Annotated in this window: 14 protein-coding genes and 1 tRNA gene; 7 read left to right on the top strand and 8 right to left on the bottom strand. The window is 59.5% G+C overall.

Translation table 11 applies throughout. The annotated features are described in order from the left end of the window. Positions 1 to 2 precede the first annotated feature (2 nt). From AC07N8_RS08480 to AC07N8_RS08470, 3 genes are all read right to left on the bottom strand, one after another. A complete protein-coding gene (locus AC07N8_RS08480) occupies positions 3 to 1,274 on the bottom strand; it encodes an OmpP1/FadL family transporter (protein WP_493143047.1) in 1,272 nt (423 codons plus the stop codon). 146 nt (positions 1,275 to 1,420) lie between these two features. After that, a complete protein-coding gene (locus tag AC07N8_RS08475) occupies positions 1,421 to 1,903 on the bottom strand; it encodes a hypothetical protein (RefSeq protein ID WP_493143045.1) in 483 nt (160 codons plus the stop codon). 275 nt (positions 1,904 to 2,178) lie between these two features. Continuing rightward, on the bottom strand, positions 2,179 to 2,403 hold the full coding sequence (locus AC07N8_RS08470) for a hypothetical protein (RefSeq protein ID WP_019407963.1): 225 nt from the start codon (positions 2,401 to 2,403) through the stop codon (positions 2,179 to 2,181). Positions 2,404 to 3,354: 951 nt separating this feature from the next. Here AC07N8_RS08470 and AC07N8_RS08465 point away from each other — a divergent pair. After that, positions 3,355 to 3,678, top strand: a complete 324-nt coding sequence (locus tag AC07N8_RS08465; RefSeq protein WP_493143042.1) for a sel1 repeat family protein — start codon at positions 3,355 to 3,357, stop codon at positions 3,676 to 3,678. A 175-nt stretch (positions 3,679 to 3,853) separates the two neighbouring features. Next, positions 3,854 to 5,218: a DNA recombination protein RmuC gene (locus AC07N8_RS08460; protein WP_170219178.1), complete on the top strand. Its 1,365-nt coding sequence runs from the start codon at positions 3,854 to 3,856 to the stop codon at positions 5,216 to 5,218. 179 nt (positions 5,219 to 5,397) lie between these two features. Here AC07N8_RS08460 and AC07N8_RS08455 read toward each other — a convergent pair whose 3' ends face one another. Together AC07N8_RS08455 and AC07N8_RS08450 are read right to left on the bottom strand one after the other, a co-directional pair. Continuing rightward, a complete protein-coding gene (locus AC07N8_RS08455) occupies positions 5,398 to 8,868 on the bottom strand; it encodes a hybrid sensor histidine kinase/response regulator (RefSeq protein ID WP_483844123.1) in 3,471 nt (1,156 codons plus the stop codon). 161 nt (positions 8,869 to 9,029) lie between these two features. Then, positions 9,030 to 9,566, bottom strand: a complete 537-nt coding sequence (locus AC07N8_RS08450; RefSeq protein ID WP_493143040.1) for a TetR/AcrR family transcriptional regulator — start codon at positions 9,564 to 9,566, stop codon at positions 9,030 to 9,032. 152 nt (positions 9,567 to 9,718) lie between these two features. On the opposite strand from AC07N8_RS08450, the gene AC07N8_RS08445 reads away from it, so the two are divergent. The 4 genes from AC07N8_RS08445 (at position 9,719) to AC07N8_RS08430 (ending at position 14,496) form a co-directional block, all read left to right on the top strand. Beyond that, complete coding sequence (locus AC07N8_RS08445; protein ID WP_483844121.1) at positions 9,719 to 10,912, top strand: MFS transporter; 1,194 nt, start codon at positions 9,719 to 9,721, stop codon at positions 10,910 to 10,912. Positions 10,913 to 10,954: 42 nt separating this feature from the next. Next, positions 10,955 to 11,266 (top strand): cupin domain-containing protein, encoded by a 312-nt coding sequence (locus AC07N8_RS08440; protein WP_123434128.1) that lies wholly within the window; start codon positions 10,955 to 10,957, stop codon positions 11,264 to 11,266. Between the two features lie 105 nt (positions 11,267 to 11,371). After that, positions 11,372 to 12,523 carry a TDT family transporter gene (locus AC07N8_RS08435; RefSeq protein ID WP_493143037.1) on the top strand — a complete coding sequence of 384 codons (1,152 nt, stop codon included), beginning with the start codon at positions 11,372 to 11,374 and terminating at the stop codon, positions 12,521 to 12,523. Between the two features lie 98 nt (positions 12,524 to 12,621). Then, positions 12,622 to 14,496, top strand: a complete 1,875-nt coding sequence (locus AC07N8_RS08430) for an MFS transporter (RefSeq protein WP_483844119.1) — start codon at positions 12,622 to 12,624, stop codon at positions 14,494 to 14,496. 107 nt (positions 14,497 to 14,603) lie between these two features. Here the strand turns inward: AC07N8_RS08430 and sugE are convergent, their stop codons facing one another. The 3 genes from sugE to rdgC all read right to left on the bottom strand — a co-directional run bounded on the left by sugE (position 14,604) and on the right by rdgC (position 17,070). Beyond that, positions 14,604 to 14,918 (bottom strand): quaternary ammonium compound efflux SMR transporter SugE, encoded by a 315-nt coding sequence (sugE, locus tag AC07N8_RS08425; protein WP_010456757.1) that lies wholly within the window; start codon positions 14,916 to 14,918, stop codon positions 14,604 to 14,606. Between the two features lie 119 nt (positions 14,919 to 15,037). After that, positions 15,038 to 16,003, bottom strand: coding sequence for a bile acid:sodium symporter family protein (locus AC07N8_RS08420; protein ID WP_483844118.1), 966 nt, complete (start codon positions 16,001 to 16,003; stop codon positions 15,038 to 15,040). Positions 16,004 to 16,149: 146 nt separating this feature from the next. After that, positions 16,150 to 17,070 (bottom strand): recombination-associated protein RdgC, encoded by a 921-nt coding sequence (gene rdgC / locus AC07N8_RS08415; protein ID WP_046032934.1) that lies wholly within the window; start codon positions 17,068 to 17,070, stop codon positions 16,150 to 16,152. A gap of 161 nt (positions 17,071 to 17,231) precedes the next feature. On the opposite strand from rdgC, the gene AC07N8_RS08410 reads away from it, so the two are divergent. After that, positions 17,232 to 17,304: transfer RNA gene (locus tag AC07N8_RS08410), tRNA-Val, on the top strand. Positions 17,305 to 17,306 lie beyond the last annotated feature (2 nt).

The raw sequence follows: 17,306 nt of genomic DNA, 5'->3' as shown, positions 1-17,306 counted from the left end.
CATCAGAAGCGGTAGGTCGCGCCGACACCGAAACCGTTCGCCCAGTTTTCATACTTGGCGTTGTAGGTCTGGCCACGGTCGTTGGTGTTGTTGATCTTGACCGACTCCTCGCGCAGGTACGAGTACGCCAGGTCAATGGTCAGGTCGTCGGTTGGGCTCCAGCCAGCGCCCAGGCTGAAAATCTTGCGATCGCCAGTCGGGATGCGTGGGGAACGGTCGGTGTTGTTGGTCGGCGCCTGGTCAACGGACAGACCGGTACGCAGTACCCATTCCTTGTTCAGCTGGTAGGACGCGCCGATGGCGTGAGCCCAGGTGTCGTGCCAGTCCTGTTCTTCGGTGATGGTACCGAACTGACCGTTCAGAACAGCCGGAACACCTTTGCTTTCGACGGTGATTTCTTTCAGGCGGCTCCAGCGAGTCCAGGTGCTGCCTGCGTAAAGAGTCCACTTGTCGTCGAGCTGGTGAGTGACCGAGAAGTCCACCGATTCAGGCGTGGTCAGGTCCAGCGAAGCGTCGTACTTCTGGCTTGGGTTCTGGCCGATCAGGCCCAGCACGTTGTAGTTGACCTTGGTGTCACCGTCGAGCTTGTACTTCACTTTCGAGTGGTAGGTCAGGCCGACGCGAGTGCTGTCGGTGGCTTGAACCAGCACGCCGATGTTGTAGCCCAGCGCGGTGTCGTCACCCTTGATCTTGACCTTGCCATCTGGCGCGGCCTGGGTGATCGACAGGTTCGATTCCAGGGTGCCGTCGATGCGGTTGATGGTCGGGCCGAAACCGATGGACACCTTGTCGTTGAAGGCGTAGCTGACAGTCGGTTGCAGGGTGACGATCTTGACTTCGCTCTTGCTGCCGAAGTAACGACCGGCAAAGCCGTTTTCGTAGTCGGTTACCAGGCCGAACGGTGCGTACACACCGATACCGAATGCCCAGTGGTCGTCGATTGGCTTGACGTAGTAGCCCATCGGCACGCCCATGAAAGGGACCATGTCACCTTTGTTGGTACCGCCATTCGGACTGGAGCTGGCGTTGCTGATGTCAGTGTGTGCGTCGATGAATGCAACACCGCCGGTGACTTGTTCGCGCTTGATGCGGGACATGCCGGCAGGGTTGCCAACAATGGTGGATGCGTCGTCGGCAGAAGAAGATCGCCCGGCAAAACCTGTACCCATCCCGCTGATGCTTTGTTCGTTGAGGGCAAAGCCACTTGCAAAGAGCTGGGTGGATGCCAGGGTAACGGCGAGGCTAAGGGTGGTTTTGAGCATTACTTTTTTCATTATTAGAACTCCTGGTGATCACCGGGGCGAAAATTACCAACATTTTCGTCCCAGCGCTATAGGCTGTATGGCTTGAGTTAGAGCGGTTTTGTAGGACAATCCGACCGGATTCGCGGCCAGATGCACGATCTTGTGAAACCGGTGGGTCAGCAGGCGACCTGATTCAGCGGTGAAACACAGGTTTGCCAAGCGTAAGTGAAGTCGCGCAGGCGTCCCTGAGGCTGAAAGGTCTGACGCCAGATTCGGGCCATGCCCAACAAATCATCGGCGGCGGGGAGGGGGGTGTTCTGTTCTTCCACCAGCAGCCAGGCAATGGCGGTGGCGTAACGCAGGTTAACGGTCAATTCCAGGTGCGGCCCGGTGAGGAAGGCATGTTGGCTGGCCAGGCCTCGAACGAGACTTGCGCGATCCGGGTCCAGTGCCAGGTAATGATCCCAGAGTGCCTGGTGGCGGGGCTCGGCAATTCGGTACAGGCCGTGTCCACGGCGGTCATGCAGGGCGGAACCAAGGGCTGACTGACTGGCGGCGATACCCAGCAGCAAGGATTCGGCAGTTGCGCTATGGCGTCCGAGGTAAATCAAGGTCGGACGAATCACATAACGGCACAGTTCGCTGGCAGCGATACCCATAAAGCCCTCGAAACATGAAGTGGGCGGCGATACCTGAAGGGGGCCTTGGCAGCGGTGGATCGAATCAGGCTCGCCGGAAGCGGATCAAGCCGCTTGAGTTGAAGTGTAGTGTCATATTCACGCTGTAAAGGACTGTTTTTAAAATATTTCCAGCTTCGAGTTATAACCGTTATATCGGTTAGTGCTTAGTGAGTTGCAGGGAAAAGGGAAATATCGGGCAATAAAAAGCCCCGCTTTTTGAGCGGGGCTTTTGGTTTTTCAGTCTTTCTGGCGTCTCAGGCAATCAAGGCCTGGCGGGTACGCTCGATCACGGCCTGCAGCGGCTCTGCGCTGGAGTATTGATCGGGGTACAGGCGTTCGCTGTGACGAGCGATGCCGTGTTCGTTGACCAGAGTGAAACTGAAGCAGCCTTTGCGAGCAGCCATGATCAGGCAGTTCATTGGGGCAAAAGCGTTGGTTAGGGTGCGGATGGCATCCTGAGTGTGGATTTGAGTAGACATAGTGTTGGTGTTCCTACAAGCGACACGGATAAGAGCCGTGCAAAATTAAAACGTTCCAGTGACGACGACCACCATTGGTCGAACGAAGAACCCGACTGGAACAAAGCAGCCAGTTTGAAGCGCTGATAATTGGCGCGCTTGGGCTGGCAGGTAGGTACTTAGGAGGGCAGGCAACACATCAAGGGCAAAGGTTCTGGGCCCGGGGTGAAGATCCTGATCAATTTGCAGGCTGGTTCGGTCAGAGTAAGTGAGCTTCGCAACACCCTTCGCTTTGTTCGAAGGCTGTGTTGGCGCAAGGTTTACCTGGAAACCATCGAGGTGGTCGATCCTGTTTTGTCGGTGGAGGCTTCTCTTGAGGGAAGGCTGACCGCGAGGATTTGTTCGACCAGAATTGACTTTCAGCTTGGTACTAACGCCGCGGATACTAACGGATTGAATTTGAGAATGGAAGTGTGTTAGCAAAAAAGATCGAAGAAGCTGGGTCTCTCGCCCTGCAATGGCTCACATTCCGACCGGTGGTGGCTGTCACTCATCGGCTCGCAATCTGCCTGGATCAAGGGTTTTGCCGATTTATCCCCAGAGGCCATACAAAAACGCGCCGAAAAAGTGCATCCATATAACCGCCGCCAAGGTACTTGTGCACATAAGTTGCGCAGACTGTAACCCCACTGTCATCCAGGCCTCACCCGCAGTGGGTGCCTGTATTGAAAATTTAAGTCAATGAAAAACATCGCTTTTTTTTACTGGTGAAAAAATCGTCAGTTTGACTGCGAGCCCCATTCCACAGGGCTTTGCGCGAGTTCAAGGGCGGTTGTCCACTGAGTTATCCACAGCTTCTGTGGATTGTCCCGAGCGCTTGCTCTAGCACGGGCGTGCCGGGTTTTTTTAGGCTTTACCTGTAAGAAAAAAAGAGTAGAGTTGCGCGCCTTCCGATCTGTCCCACAGTGCTTTATGAAGTTTCGCTCAGTATCAATCTCTGCTACCTCCACACCTCCACGTGTTACCCCACCCAAGCGCTTTTCGATGCGAGTCGCCGAATGGCTGCTGGACAGTCCGCGTCTTGGGGATAACCGCAACGTCAAGCACTTCGCCGGGCGCTTGCTCAAACAGCCTGCCCGTGAAGGCGTGGTGGCTGCGCAAAGTCGCCTCGGACAACTGATGTGCCGCGAATGTGGCAATGCCCGTGATCGCCGTATCGGTCAGGACCTGCTGCGTCAGGCCGCCCGGGCAGGGGACACGCGCGCCCAGCAGGAACTGGGCCTGATCGAAGACTGAGCTGTCCAAGTCAGGTGGCCTTGGTTAACCTTCAAGCTTTATCTCATCGGCAGGAATCTCTATGGCTATGGACTTGACCAGCCTATTACTCGGTCTGGCGGGCGCGGGCCTGCCATTGCTGGTACTGGCCTGGCAAATTCAGCGCCGTGCGAGCGGCGCGCAAGCCGAGGCCGCTCTGCTGGAAGAGCGTCTGGCCATGGCCCAACTGGCGCAGGACGGCCTGAACGCCCAACTCGACGCCTGTCGCGATGAAATCGGTGATCTGAGTCAGGCCAATGCCGCCAAGCAAGCGGACCTCGCTGCCACGCGCCGTGAAGTCGAGCTGCTGCAAATCGAGCGTGACGACGCCCGCGATGCCTCTCACGCCTGGAACATCGAACGCGCCGGTAAAGAGGCTGAGCTGCGTCGCCTGGACACGCTGGCGGCCTCACTCAATGCCGAGCTGCGCGAGCAACAGGAAAGCCATCAGCAACGCCTCAGTGACCTGCAGGGTTCGCGAGACGAGCTGCGAGCGCAGTTCGCCGAACTGGCGGGCAAGATTTTCGACGAGCGTGAGCAGCGCTTCGCCGAAACCAGTCAACAGCGGCTAGGCCAATTGCTCGATCCGTTGAAAGAACGCATTCAGTCTTTCGAAAAACGCGTCGAGGAAAGTTATCAGGCCGAAGCCCGCGAGCGTTTCTCGCTGGCCAAGGAACTGGAACGCCTGCAACAGCTGAACTTGCGCCTGAGTGACGAAGCCACCAACCTCACTCGCGCCTTGAAAGGGCAGAAGACCCAAGGCAACTGGGGCGAGCTGATTCTCGAGCGAGTGCTTGAACACGCGGGCCTGGAGAAGGGCCGCGAGTATCAGACCCAGGTCACTCTCAAAGGCCCGGATGGCGAGCGCTTCCAGCCGGATGTGATTATTTACCTGCCGGGCGACAAGCAGGTGGTGGTCGACTCCAAGGTCAGCCTGACGGCCTATCAGCAATACGTGGCGGCCGAAGACGACGCCATCGGCCAGATCGCCATCAAGCAGCACGTTCTGTCGCTGCGCAATCACGTCAAAGGCCTGTCGGGCAAGGATTACAAGCGGCTCGACGGCTTGCACAGCCTGGATTTCGTCTTGCTCTTCGTGCCGATCGAAGCGGCGTTTTCCGCGGCTTTGCAGGCAGAACCGACGCTGTTCCAGGAAGCTTTCGACCGCAACATCGTGATCGTCAGCCCCACCACCTTGTTGGCGACTCTGCGGGTCATCGACAGCTTGTGGAAGCAGGAGCGCCAGAGCCAGAACGCCCGGGAAATCGCCGAGCGTGCCGGGTGGCTGTACGACAAGTTCGTGTTGTTCATTCAGGATCTGGATGAAGTCGGCAATCGCTTGCAGCAACTGGACAAAGCCTACAGCTCTGCGCGCAACAAGCTGACAGAAGGCCGTGGCAATCTGGTCAGTCGCAGCGAACAGCTGAAGTTGCTCGGCGCACGAGCCAGCAAGAGCTTGCCGGCGGATTTGCTGGAGCGGGCGATGACCGATGTGGATGGCTTGGCCGAGTTGCCGGAGTAATCTTTCAGCACTGCACTGCTTTTGTGGCGAGGGAGCTTGCTCCCGCTCGGCTGCGTAGCAGTCGTCAATCAGGCAGCGCTTTTTTTCCTGAGTAAATCGGTGATTGGTTTTGGGGCTGCTTCGCAGCCCAGCGGGAGCAAGCTCCCTCGCCACACGTTGTGTAAAGCCAAATGGCCGCGCTACAACGGCAAATGCCGACTCAACAATGCCCGTAACGCCGCCGGTTTCACCGGTTTGGCCAGATAATCCAGCCCCGCCGCATGCACCTGCGCCACCGTCTCGGGCCGGCCATCGGCGCTGATCACCACCCCCGGCACCGGTTCTCCCAATTGAGTGCGCAGCCACGCCATCAGCTCGGTCCCGGTTTCGCCATGGTCCAGGTGGTAATCCACCAGCGCCAGTTGCGGACGAACCCCGTCGTTGAGCAGCGCTGCACATTCCTCTCGGTTACGCGCCGTCCAGACCTGGCAACCCCAGCGCGTCAGCAGACTGTTCATGCCGATCAGAATGCTGTCTTCATTATCGATGCACAGCACCTGCGCGCCGCTCAGCACATGGCCGTTGAGTTCGGCGGTCTTGGGCGCCACCACGGTTTGTGCCCGAGCCAGCGGCACACTGACGCTGAACACACTGCCGCGCCCCGGCCAGGAGCGAACTTGTAGCGTATGTCCCAAGACGCGGCACAATCCATCGGCAATCGCCAGGCCCAATCCCAGGCCTTTCTCCGCGCGGGTCTGGTGACTGTCGAGGCGTTTGAATTCTTCGAAGATCACCTGCAGTTTGTCCTGCGCAATGCCCGGCCCGCGGTCCCAGACCTCCAGGCACAATTCACCCTTGCGCCGGCGAACGCCCAGCAGCACCGGGCCTTTGGCATAGCGGAACGCATTGGTCAGGAAGTTTTGCAGGATCCGTCGCAGCAATTTGATGTCGCTGTCGATCCGTAATGTGCTGCTGCGAACCCGGAAGGCCAGCCCTTGTTCCTGAGCCTGCGCCTTGAATTCGGCGGCGAGGGGGGCGAACAGTTCGTTGAGCGCGAACGGTTTGGTGTCCGGGTTGATCTTGCCGTTTTCCAGGCGGGAAATATCCAGCAGGTCACTGATCAAGTCCTCGGCCGAACGCAACGAACTGTCCAGGTGATGGACCAGTTTTTGCGCCTCGCCCGACAGGCCATCGTCCTGGTGAGACAGCGCGGCGGAGAACAGGCGCGCAGCGTTCAGCGGTTGCATCAAGTCATGGCTGACGGCGGCCAGAAAGCGGGTTTTCGACTGGTTGGCAGATTCGGCAGTGCCCTTGGCTTCGGTCAATGCCACGTTGAGTTGCGACAACTCGTGGGTACGCTCGGCCACCCGTTGCTCCAGGCCTTCATTGGCTTCGGTCAGCGCTTGTTCGGCTTCGCGGAACGCGGTGATGTCGGTGAAACTCATGACGAAACCACCGCCGGGCATCGGATTGCCGATCAGCTCGATCACCCGCCCGTTGGGGAACAGTCGTTCCGAGGTATGGGCGCGGCCCTGACGCATCCAGTGCAGGCGGCGGGCAACATGCACTTCGGCTTCCCCTGCACCGCACAAGCCGCGTTCGGCGTTGTGGCGAATGATGTCGGCAATCGGTCGACCGACGCTGATCAGGCCGTCCGGGTAGTTGAACAGCTCCAGATAACGCCGGTTCCAGGCCACCAGTTTCAGCGACTGGTCGACCACGCTGATGCCCTGGGTGATGTTTTCGATCGCGCCTTGCAGCAGGGCTCGGTTGAACTGCAGCACTTCCGACGCTTCGTCGGCGATCCGGACGACATCTTCCAGCTGCATTTCCCGACCTTCGATGGCGGCTTTTACTACCGCCCGCGTCGAGGATGCGCCGAGGACGCCCGCCAACAAGCGTTCGGTGTGGGCGATCCATTCACCGTCGGCGTTCTGATTCGGATTGAAACCTTTGCCTTGGCGGTAGGCGAAACGGATGAAGCTCTGACGGGCCCGTTCTTCGCCGACGAAACGGGCGGCCAGTTGCAGCAAATCATCGATCTGCACGGCGAGCATCGAGCGGGCGCTTGGGCGGGCGCTGATTTCCTGGCCGATAAAACGACCGGCCTGCCAGTGCTCGGAAACCCGCGTCCGGGACAGTACCGAGACCCAGGCAAACAAGGTGAAATTACCGGCCAGCGACAGCACCACGCCTTGGGTCAGCGGGGTGATCGGCAGGTTCATCGGGTTGCTGTGCAACCACGCGAGACCCGGGAAACTTTCGAGTGGCCAGCCGAGGCTACGGGCCGCAATCGGCAAGATCAGCGTGTAGAACCACAGGAATGTCCCGGCGGCGAGGCCGGCGAATACGCCGCGGCGGTTGGCCTGTTTCCAGTACAGCGCGCCGAGCATGGCCGGGGCCAGTTGCGTCACGGCGGCGAAGGCGATCTGGCCGATGGTTGCGAGGCTGGCGGTCGAGCCCAGCAGGCGATAGCTGACGTAGGCCAGCAGCAAAATCACCACGATGGTCACCCGGCGTACCGAGAGCATCCATTGGCGAAACACTTCGAATGGTCGCTCGGCGTTGTTGCGGCGTAGCAACCACGGCAGCAGCATGTCGTTGGACACCATGGTCGACAGCGCCACGCTGGCGACGATCACCATGCCGGTGGCCGCCGAAGCGCCGCCGATAAACGCCAGCAAGGCGAGGGCGGGGTGAGCCTCGGCCAGCGGCAGACTGATGACGAACGAGTCCGGCAGCACCGAGCTGGGCAGCAGCATCTGGCCGGCGAGGGCGATCGGTACGACAAACAATGCGGCCAACGCCAGGTAGGCCGGAAACACCCATTTGGCCAGGCGCAAATCCTGAGGATCAATGTTCTCCACCACCGTCACATGGAACTGCCGGGGCAGACAGATGATTGCCATCATCGCGACGCCCGTCTGCACCACCATCGACGGCCAGTTGATGGTTTCCTTCCAGTATTCTTCGAGGCGCGGAGCGAGCATGGCCTGGTTGAACAGGTCGTCGAAACCGTCGTACAGGCCGAAGGTCACGAAGGCGCCGACGGCGAGAAACGCGAACAGTTTGACCAGTGCCTCAAACGCGATGGCCAGCACCATGCCACGGTGGTGTTCCGTTGCATCAAGGTTGCGGGTACCGAAGACAATGGTGAACAGCGCCAGCACCAGCGACACAATCAATGCGGTGTCCTGTGCTCGAACCCCCATCGCGTCGGCGCCCGCGCCAATCAGCAGGTTCACTCCGAGCACAATGCCCTTGAGCTGCAAGGCGATGTAGGGCAACACGCCGACCAGACAGATCAGCGCGACCACAATCGCCAGCGACTGGGATTTACCGTAGCGGGCGGCAATGAAGTCGGCGATGGAGGTGATGTTTTCCTGCTTGCTGATCATCACCATTTTTTGCAGGACCCACGGCGCACCCACCAGCAGCAGGATCGGCCCGAGGTAGATTGGCAGGAACGACCAGAGCTGTTCCGCCGCCTGGCCGACGGCGCCAAAGAATGTCCAGCTGGTGCAGTAGACCGCCAGCGACAGGCTGTACACCCACGCGCGCACGCGCGGCGGCAACGGCGTGCTGCGACGGTCACCGTAGAAGGCGATGGCGAACATGATGGCCATATAGGCCAGGGCGACGGCGGCGATCAGCCCGCTGGACAGCGACATGGGAACTCCAGACGAAAGACAACCGGGACTCCCGCCCGGTCAGACAGTCTCGCACGACCGCCCCGGTTAGTCAGTGTCGACCAAGGTCGTGGCGTGGCGGGGTGTCGCAGGCGGTTGGAATGCTATTCCCTGTGGGAGCGAGCCTGCTCGCGAAGGGGCCATCACTGATTCAACGCAATCCCGATCAACCGATGCAATTCCTCAACCTCCAACGGCGCCTCGGAAAACAGGATACGAAACACGATAGGCGCCGCCACCATGTTGATCAGCCGATCGACACCCGGTTTCGGTTCGTTCGGATAACGATCCAGAATCATCTGCAACTGCCCGCCAATGATCGTCGCGCAATAGCTCGGCCTGAGGCTCGCTTGCACGTCGCGCAGCATGTTGCGGCCCGGTTCGGAGCTCATCTCGTCCAGATACTGTTCCGCCCAGACTTGTACATCACCGCGCAGGCTGCCGGTATCGGCCGCTGCGGTTTCCGGCTGCATGCGGGCGAGGGCGACGTCCGCCAACAATGCCGACAAATCACCCCAGCGCCGATAGATAGTCGACGGCGTAACCCCCGCACGCGTGGCGATTTGCGGCACGGTCACAGTGGCGCGGTCCTGCTCTTCGAGCAGTTCGCGCACAGCCTTGTGAATCGATTCCTGTACCCGGGCACTGCGGCCGCCGGGACGTAAAGTGGGGCCTGTCATTAGCTGTTTCCTGTTCTCGCCGAGACATGCCGTCAGGCAACGCCCCGGCTCTAAAAGCCATGCATCGGACCTTAACACAAAGAATTTGCTTTAAGCGTCAACCAGTAGCACACTCCGCAAAAGCGAAAAGTTAGCTTTTGCGGAGTGTGCCGATGTCCAGTTCTCAATCAAATCGTGCAAGCCTGTGGTTTCTGGCGATCACTTTACTCAGTTTTCTCGCGGCCTCCACAGCGCCGACGCCGTTGTATCGCTTGTACCAAGAGCAGATGCACTTCTCGGCCGCGACCCTGACCCTGATTTTCGGTGTCTACGCGTTCAGCCTGCTGGCGGCGCTGCTGACGGTCGGTTCGCTGTCGGATCACCTGGGGCGCAAACCGGTGATTTTCACCGCCGTGGTGCTGAATATTCTGGCGATGTTGCTGTTTATCAAGGCTGACAGCGTCGCGTGGCTGATCAGTGCCCGAGTGCTGCAAGGGTTTGCCACCGGCATGGCGACCGCGGTGCTGAGTGCCACGCTGCTGGACATCGACCGTCAGCAGGGGCCGCTGATCAACAGCGTTGCGCCGTTGCTCGGCATGGCCCTGGGCGGATTGGGTTGTGGTTTGCTCGCCGAATTTGCCCCTGCGCCGTTGCACCTGACTTATTGGCTGCTGCTCGTCCTGTTTGCGTTGCAGGCGCTCTACATCTGGCGCTTGCCGGAAAGTGTCTCCCGTCAACCGGGAGCATGGGCGTCATTACGGCCGACCCTGCATGTGCCGGTTCAAGCGCGCTCGACCTTATGGCGGGTATTGCCGCTGAATACGGCGACGTGGGCGCTCGGCGGTTTTTATGCCTCCCTGGCACCTTCGTTGGTGCGCACGGCCACGGGTTCAACTTCGAACCTGATTGCCGGGTCGACCGTCGCCGCGCTGACGGTGACAGGGGCGTTGATGATTTTCACCCTGCGCAATCGTCCCGCCGCTCTGGCGCTGCATTGGGGAGCAAGCCTCCTGCCAATCGGTATCGTCATGGTGTTACTGGGTGTGCACAGCGCCAGCCTGCCATTGTTTTTCTTCGGCACACTCGTCGCCGGTTGTGGTTTCGGTGCCGGTTTTCTCGGGGCCGTGCGCAGTCTGGTGCCGCTGGCGTTACCCCATGAACGCGCGGGGCTGATGTCGTCGTTTTACGTGCTTAGTTACCTGGCGTTCTGTTTGCCATCGTTGTTGGCCGGGAACCTGACGCGCACGTTCGGCCTGGTCGCAACCACCGACGGCTATGGCGCCGTGCTGATCGTGCTCTCCGTTGGCGCTTTGCTGGCGTTGATCCGTCAGCGCTCGTTGAAAGCCTGTGGCGCTGATGTGCGTTGATCGCTAGCCTTGGCTTCACCATTCATTTCGACGGACCGCCCCATGAAGATTATCCGCAGCAAATCCTTCACCGCTGAGCGTGCCTGGGGCGCGTTGGACATCGCCAACATGAACGGCATCACCACCCGTTTGCACTGGACCGATCAGCCTTACAAATGGCACGTCAACGATGGCCAGGAAGTGTTCGTGGTGCTGGATGGACAGGTGCAGATGCGCTATCGCGAAGAGGGCATCGAGAAGCAGGCTCTGCTGGACGTCGGCGACATCTTTTATGCCTCCGTCGGCACCGAGCATGTGGCGCATCCGCAGGGCGCGGCGCGGATTCTGGTGATCGAATCGGAAGGCAGTGTCTGAGGCTATATCTGCAAAACAGATAAGTTATAGAGATATTACCCGTTATATAGATATTCGATTCAGTTCTACCATGGGCTCCACCTCACCAGAGGACAGGAGTTCGCCATGACATGCCCTAACAGCATCAAAACCGGTATCAAACCGTTCAGCCATTTGCAGCACCCGCGTGAAGTCATCCGTCAATTCACGCCCAACTGGTTCGCCGCGACCATGGGCACCGGGGTGCTCGCGCTGGCGCTGGCGCAATTGCCACTTGCCATTCCCGGTTTGCGCGCGTTCGCCGAAGGGTTGTGGCTATTCAATATTTTCCTGTTCGCCGTCTTCACCGCCGTGTACACCGCGCGCTGGGTGCTGTTCTTCGACGAAGCGCGGCGAATTTTCGGTCATTCCACGGTCTCGATGTTCTTCGGCACCATTCCCATGGGCCTGGCGACCATCATCAACGGCTTTCTGGTGTTCGGCCTGCCACGTTGGGGCGATGGCGTGATTCATATCGCCGAAATGCTCTGGTGGCTGGATGTGGCGATGTCGCTGGCGTGTGGTGTGCTGATTCCCTACATGATGTTCACCCGTCAGGAACACAGCATCGACCAGATGACTGCAGTCTGGTTGTTGCCGGTTGTGGCCGCTGAAGTCGCGGCGGCCAGCGGTGGCCTGCTGGCGCCGCACCTGGCGGATGCTCATTCGCAACTGGTGGTGCTGGTGACGAGCTACGTGCTCTGGGCGTTTTCCCTGCCGGTCGCCTTCAGCATTCTGACTATCCTGTTGCTGCGCATGGCGCTGCATAAATTGCCTCACGAAAACATGGCCGCTTCGAGCTGGCTCGCGTTGGGTCCGATTGGCACCGGGGCGCTGGGCATGTTGCTGCTGGGGGCGGACGCGCCGGCCATCTTCGCTGCCAACGGTCTGCCGGGCATCGGTGAAATCGCTGCGGGGCTGGGACTGGTAGCCGGGATCACCCTGTGGGGCTTCGGTTTGTGGTGGATGCTGATCGCGGTGCTGATTACCTTGCGTTACCTGCGCGCCGGCATCCCGTTCAACCTCGGCTGGTGGGGGTTTACCTTCCCGTTGGGCGTCTACTCGCTGGCGACGTTGAAACTGGCCAGCACCTTGAACCTGACGTTTTTCAGTGTCTTTGGCTGCGTGCTGGTGGCTTTGCTGGCGGTGATGTGGCTGATCGTTGCCCGGCGCACATTGCAAGGCGCGTGGCGCGGTGAGCTGTTTGTCTCGCCGTGCATCGCAGGATTAAAGAAATAACCTGCCAGGATTAGGTAATGTGTGGCCTGGATCGACGTTCGGCATTCCAATAAACGTATCCACGCCACTCGTTACCTAACCTCAGGGACACATGGAAGATGAGTCACCCCTCACAGTTCACCTTGCTCCGCACCCGGCGTTTCCTGCCGTTTTTCGTGACCCAGTCCCTCGGGGCGTTTAACGACAACATCTTCAAGCAGTCGTTGATCCTCGCCATTCTCTACAAACTGACCATCGACGGTGACCGCTCGATCTACGTCAACCTCTGTGCGCTGCTGTTCATCCTGCCGTTCTTTCTGTTCTCGGCGCTGGCCGGGCAGTTCGGCGAGAAGTTCGCCAAGGACCGCTTGATCCGCCTGATCAAACTCGGCGAAATCGCGATCATGACGGTCGGCGCAGTGGGTTTCGTCTTTGATCATCTGTCGCTGATGCTGATCGCACTGTTCGCCATGGGCACGCACTCGGCGCTGTTCGGGCCGGTGAAATACTCGATCCTGCCTCAGGCCCTGCGCGAAGAAGAGCTGGTCGGCGGTAACGGGTTGGTGGAAATGGGCACTTTCCTGGCGATTCTCGCCGGGACCATTGGTGCCGGGATCATGATGTCGTCCAGTCACTACGCGCCCATCGTCTCCAGCGCGATCATCGGCGTTGCGGTGCTGGGTTATCTGGCCAGTCGCAGCATTCCGCGGGCGGCGGCCGCTTCGCCGGAAATGCGCCTGAACTGGAACATCTTCAGTCAATCCTGGGCCACGTTGAAATTGGGCCTTGGGCAGACCCCGGCGGTGTCGCGTTCGATTGTCGGCAACTCGTGGTTCTGGTTCGTCGGGGCGATATACCTGACGCAGATCCCGGCCTATGCCAAAGAGTGGATGCACGGCGACGAAACCGTGGTGACGCTGATTCTGACGGTGTTCTCGGTGGGTATCGCGCTCGGCTCGATGCTCTGTGAAAAGCTCTCCGGGCGCAAAGTCGAGATTGGCCTGGTGCCGTTCGGCTCGTTTGGTCTGACCGTGTTTGGTCTGTTGCTGTGGTGGCATTCCGGCGGGATTCCGGACAGCGCAACCGGCCATGGCTGGGTCGAAATCCTCGGCTTTGGTCACACCTGGCTGGTATTGATCGACATCCTTGGCCTGGGGATCTTCGGTGGTTTCTACATCGTGCCGCTGTATGCGCTGATCCAGTCACGCACCGCCGAGAACGAGCGGGCGCGGGTGATTGCTGCCAACAACATTCTTAATGCGTTGTTCATGGTGGTCTCGGCGATTGTCTCGATCATCTTGTTGAGCCTGGTCAAGCTGTCGATTCCGCAGCTGTTCCTGGTGGTGTCGCTGCTGAACATCGGCGTCAACGCCTACATCTTCAAGATCGTCCCCGAATTCAGCATGCGCTTCATGATCTGGCTGCTCAGCCACTCCATGTACCGCGTGGAGCATCGCAATCTGGAGCTGATTCCCGATGAAGGCGCAGCGCTGCTGGTGTGCAATCACGTGTCCTTTGTCGATGCGCTACTGATCGGCGGCGCAGTCCGTCGGCCGATTCGCTTTGTGATGTACTACAAAATCTACAACCTGCCGGTGCTGAACTTTATCTTTCGCACGGCCGGGACGATTCCGATAGCGGGGCGTCAGGAAGACATTCAAATCTACGAAAGAGCCTTCAAGCGGATTGCGCAGTATCTGAAGGATGGCGAGTTGGTGTGTATCTTTCCGGAAGGCAAATTGACTGCTGACGGGGAGATCAATGAGTTCAAGGGTGGGCTGACGCGGATTCTTGAAGAGACACCAGTGCCGGTGATTCCGCTGGCGTTGCAGGGGTTGTGGGGGAGTTTCTTCAGCCGCGATCCGGGCAAGGGGTTGTTTCGCCGGTTGTGGTCGCGGGTGACGTTGGTGGCGGGGCCTGCAGTGGCGGTTGAAGTAGCGGAGCCGGCGAAGTTGCAGGCGATGGTTGGCGAGTTGCGCGGCACCGTTAGATAGCCGGTGAATGTGCTGGCCTCATCGCGAGCAGGCTCACTCCCACAGGGGAATTGTGATCGACACAGATCATATGTGGGAGCGAGCCTGCTCGCGAAAACGGTAGTGGCCTAGGCGCTAACCTTGAGGCCGATCAACCCGGCAATGATCAGCGCCACACTGGCCAACCGAAACAGCGCCATCGACTCACCAAACAGAATGATCCCGGCAATCACCGTGCCGACCGCACCCACGCCCGTCCAGATCGCATAGGCGGTGCCCAGCGGCAATTCCTTCATCGCAAGGCCCAGCAAGCCAAGGCTGATGGCCATGGCCGCAACGGTCAACGCGGTGGGCAGGGGACGGCTGAAACCGTCGGTGTACTTCAGGCCAACGGCCCAGCCAACTTCGAACAGGCCGGCGAAAAACAGGATGATCCAGGACACGGAAGACCTCCATCGATTGACGGGGTCGTCCCCAGATTAATGACTCGATCGAGCCGCGAGGTCGTCCTCGCGTTGCGCCATAGAGTGCCCATCATTAATCCGGGGATCAAGTTTTCGGCTTATTCGGTGGCCTGTCGCGCAGCGATTTCCCGGTCTTCTTTCTCGCTCATTCGACGGAAATACGTCGAGAGCAGCGCCCCGGAAATGTTGTGCCACACGCTGAACAACGCACTCGGCACTGCCGCCAGCGGCGAGAAATGGGCACTGGCCAGCGCGGCGCCCAGCCCGGAATTCTGCATGCCGACTTCCAGCGCCAGGGATTTGCGTTGGGCCAATGGCAGCTTGAACAGGCGCCCGGTGAAGTAGCCCAGCAGATAGCCGAAGCTGTTGTGCAGCATGACCACGGCCATGATCAGCAGGCCGGACTCGGCAATCTTCGCCTGGCTGGCGGCGACCACGGCGGTGACGATGATCACGATGCTCACCACCGAAATCAGCGGCAACACTTCTACCGCGTGGCGCACCCTGGCGCCGAGCACGCGTTGCGCAACCACACCGAGGATGATCGGCAACAGCACCACTTGCAGGATCGACCAGAACAGCTCCATGAAGGACACCGGCAACCACGCCGAGGCCAGCAGCCAGATCAGTGCCGGGGTCAGCAGCGGGGCGAGGAGGGTGGTGACGGCGGCGATGGCCACCGACAGGGCCAGATCGCCGCGTGCCAGCCAGGTCATGACGTTCGACGAGGTGCCGCTTGGGCAGCAACCGACCAGAATGACCCCGACAGCGATTTCCGGCGGCAGGTGAAACGCCTGGCAGAGCAACCACGCCACACCGGGCATGATCACGAAATGGGCAACCACGCCAAGGGCCACGCGCCACGGATGGCGGGCGACTTCGGCGAAGTCTTCGAGTTTGAGGGTCAGGCCCATGCCGAACATCACCAGCCCCAGCAGTGGCACGATCGCGCCTTTGAGGCCGATGAACCACGCCGGTTGCAGGAATGCCACGACCGCGAAAATCAGTACCCAGTAAGCGAAGGTGTTGCCGACAAAACGGCTTAATGCAGCGAGTGCGCGCATGACCTGATCCTTATTATTAAGTAGCGTCACAAAACCCAATGTGGGAGCGAGCCTGCTCGCGAAGGCAGTGTGTCAGTCACTATATTTGTCGACTGGCACTCCGCCTTCGCGAGCAGGCTCGCTCCCACAGTTGAGATCACAAGCGTTTAGATCCCCTGCGGCGTCTCTTCGCCGCCCAACGCTTCAACCAGCGCCGGCAGGAAGTCGCCGAAGGTCAGCATCATCAGGGTGAAGCTGGCGTCCAGTTGGCCGAGGGCCTCTTCGCCGCCGTCCTGTTCCGCTTGATCCTGCAGCAGGTCTTCGAATTTCAGGCGCTTGACCACCATCTTGTCGTCGAGGACGAACGACAGTTTGTCTTGCCAGGCCAGCGACAGCTGAGTGACCACTTTGCCGGTGCTCAGGTGCAGCTGGATTTCTTCGCTGGTCAGGTCCTGACGCTTGCAACGCACGATGCCGCCGTCTTCGTGGGTATCACGCAGCTCGCACTCGTCCAGCACAAAGAAGTCGTCCGCAGCTTTCTGGGTGGTGACCCATTCAGTCATGGTGGCGGTTGGCGACATTTTTACGGTCAGTGGACGTACCGGCAGGGTGCCGATCACTTCGCGCAGAGTGGACAGCAGGTCTTCGGCACGTTTCGGGCTGGCCGAGTTGACCAGGATCAGGCCTTGTTTCGGCGCGATGGCGGCGAACGTCGACGAGCGACGAATAAAGGCGCGAGGCAGGAACGCCTGGATGATTTCATCCTTGATCTGGTCGCGTTCCTTCTTGTAGACCTTGCGCATTTGCTCGGCTTCGATCTCGTCGACCTTTTCCTTCACAGCGTCACGCACGACACTGCCCGGCAGGATGCGTTCTTCTTTACGCGCCGAGACCAGCAGGAAGTCGCCGCTGACGTGGACCAGCGGTGCATCTTCGCCTTTGCCGAATGGCGCGACGAAACCGTAGGTGGTCAACTCCTGGCTTGCACATGGACGCGCCAGTTTGGTGGCCAGTGCAGTTTCCAACGCCTCGGCATCAACAGGCAGATCTTGGGTCAGGCGATAGATAAGCAGGTTTTTGAACCACATGGGGTAAGTCTCTCCTTATATACAAAGGGGGGCATTATTCTCTTAGCGGCGCCATAGGCCAACCCTTCGCTAAGCCTTTGGAAGGCCTGAGAAAATTATTTAAAAAAGTGCTTGCCAGAGGTGGGGTCGCTCCGTAGAATGCGCGCCACACCGAACGTGAAGGGTGATTAGCTCAGCTGGGAGAGCGTCTGCCTTACAAGCAGAATGTCGGCGGTTCGATCCCGTCATCACCCACC

The sequence above is a fragment of the Pseudomonas sp. GW821-FHT10C09 genome (assembly GCF_059415465.1).
The sequence above is the reverse complement of the archived record's forward strand: the minus strand, read 5'-3'. Positions and strand labels throughout refer to the sequence as shown.